2 protein-coding genes are annotated in these 1,662 nt (G+C 74.5%); one reads left to right on the top strand and one right to left on the bottom strand.

Features of this window, described 5'->3' with window-relative positions; translation table 11 throughout:
• Window positions 1–433: 433 nt before the first annotated feature.
• Window positions 434–1,162: an ATP-binding protein gene (locus tag ACWF94_RS40125; RefSeq protein WP_453500180.1), complete on the bottom strand. Its 729-nt coding sequence runs from the start codon at window positions 1,160–1,162 to the stop codon at window positions 434–436.
• A 44-nt stretch (window positions 1,163–1,206) separates the two neighbouring features.
• On the opposite strand from ACWF94_RS40125, the gene ACWF94_RS40120 reads away from it, so the two are divergent.
• Window positions 1,207–1,605: a hypothetical protein gene (locus ACWF94_RS40120; RefSeq protein WP_453500178.1), complete on the top strand. Its 399-nt coding sequence runs from the start codon at window positions 1,207–1,209 to the stop codon at window positions 1,603–1,605.
• Window positions 1,606–1,662: the final 57 nt, after the last annotated feature.

Genomic DNA, 1,662 nt, shown 5'->3' with positions numbered 1-1,662 from the left:
CTGCCCGCCCCACACCCCCCCCCCCCCCCCCCCCCCCCCCCCCCGCCCCCACCACCTGGGACCCCCCCAGCCCCAACCCCCCCGCCCCCCCCCGCGCCCCCCCACGGGGGACCCAACGGGGCACGAGGCCGGGGGGCCTTGTGGAGATCGAGCGGGACCGGACAGGCCGGGGGGTCTTGTCCGGTCCCGTTCTGTTTGCCGTCTCCGGCGGCTTCCGCGGCTTCCGCGGCTCCCCTCGGCTGTGCCGGGTCCGCGTCCGGTCCACGTCCCATCCGCGCCTGGTCCGCGCCTCGCCTCCGCAGTCCGTGCGCCGCTGCCGTATCCGGCGACTCCGGCGCCCCACGCTGTCCTGGGCGCCGTTGACGTCTTCGGCGCGCTTCCGGCCGTCGCGGTTCCGGCCGTCGTGCCTTCGGTGTGACCTGCCGTACGGGTGCTACCGGAGCGTACGGGCGGCCGGTGCGTGGTCCGCCGCCGCTGCCACCCGGGACAGCGCCTCGTCCCGGCCGCACGGATACGCGCCCAGAGCCGACTGACGCGCCACGATCGACCGTTCGGCCCGCATCAGCCGCCACCCCCTGCGCAGCAGGAAGCCGACGGACTTGCGGCCCTCCCGCAGATCCCGCAGGAGCCGGCGGCGGAACGTCGTCGACGGGCGGCCGCGCAGACAGAGCGCGTCCGCCAGGACCCCCCGGTCCGAGACGCGCGCCACGATGTCCGCCGCGAAGATCCCCTCCGCGATGAACAGCGGCGCCCGGCCGATCGCGAACGGCGTCCGCCCGACCCGCGCGCTCGCGGCGATGTCGTACACCGGTACCGTCGTCCGCCCGCCGTGGCACAGCTCCACGATCGCCGCCACCGCCGCCTCCGCGTCCCAGGACAGTGGTGAGTCCCAGTCGATGTCCGCGCTGTCCGCGACCAGCGGAAGCGTCGGGTCGCCGCCCTCCTTGTAGAAGTCGTCGAGCCGCAGGACCGGAAGTCCCGTACGAGCGGCCAGAGACGACTTCCCGGAGCCGGACGGGCCCGCCAGGAGCACCACGTGCGCCGGGACGGCAGGGCGGACAGAACGGCGGGAAGTGGATGCGGTCACGGGACACCAGTGTGAGGCATTGACCCGTGAAGGGGACCCTGCGGGGAGGACGGTGGATTGCGGATCACACCTCAACTACGCTGGGTGCCGGTCCGATTACTCACCCAGGCGGGAACTCCATGGCACGTCACACAGCTCACCAGTCCCGGCGACTCGCTCTCGGCGCCGGTCTGACCGTCGCGGCGGTGGCCGCCACCCTCGGTGCGAGCGGCGCGGCGCAGGCCGCTCCGGCCGCATCCGACGCCGTCCCCGGTGCGCTCGACAGCGCCCTCGGGGGCCCGGGCACGGGCCTGGTCGGTGCCGTCACCAACTCGGTGTCCGGCATCGGCTATCTGAAGAACCACCAGCTCAACCCCCTCGCCAAGACCGGCGTCGACCCTCTGGACAACGGGATCGGCACCCAGATCGCCGACTTCAAGCCGGTGTCGACCCAGCTGGTCACCGGGCCGCTCTCGGACGGCGCGGCCCTGAAGGACCTGCCGGTCGTCGGGGGCGTGACGCAGGCGCTCCCGCTGTAGCTCTGCCGTAGCTCCGCGGACGGAGCGAGAGCCCCCTGCGGGCGTACGCGACGGCCG

It is taken from the genome of Streptomyces sp. NPDC055078 (assembly GCF_053607985.1).
Note: the sequence above shows the minus strand (reverse complement) of the source record. Positions and strands in the feature narration are given on the sequence as shown.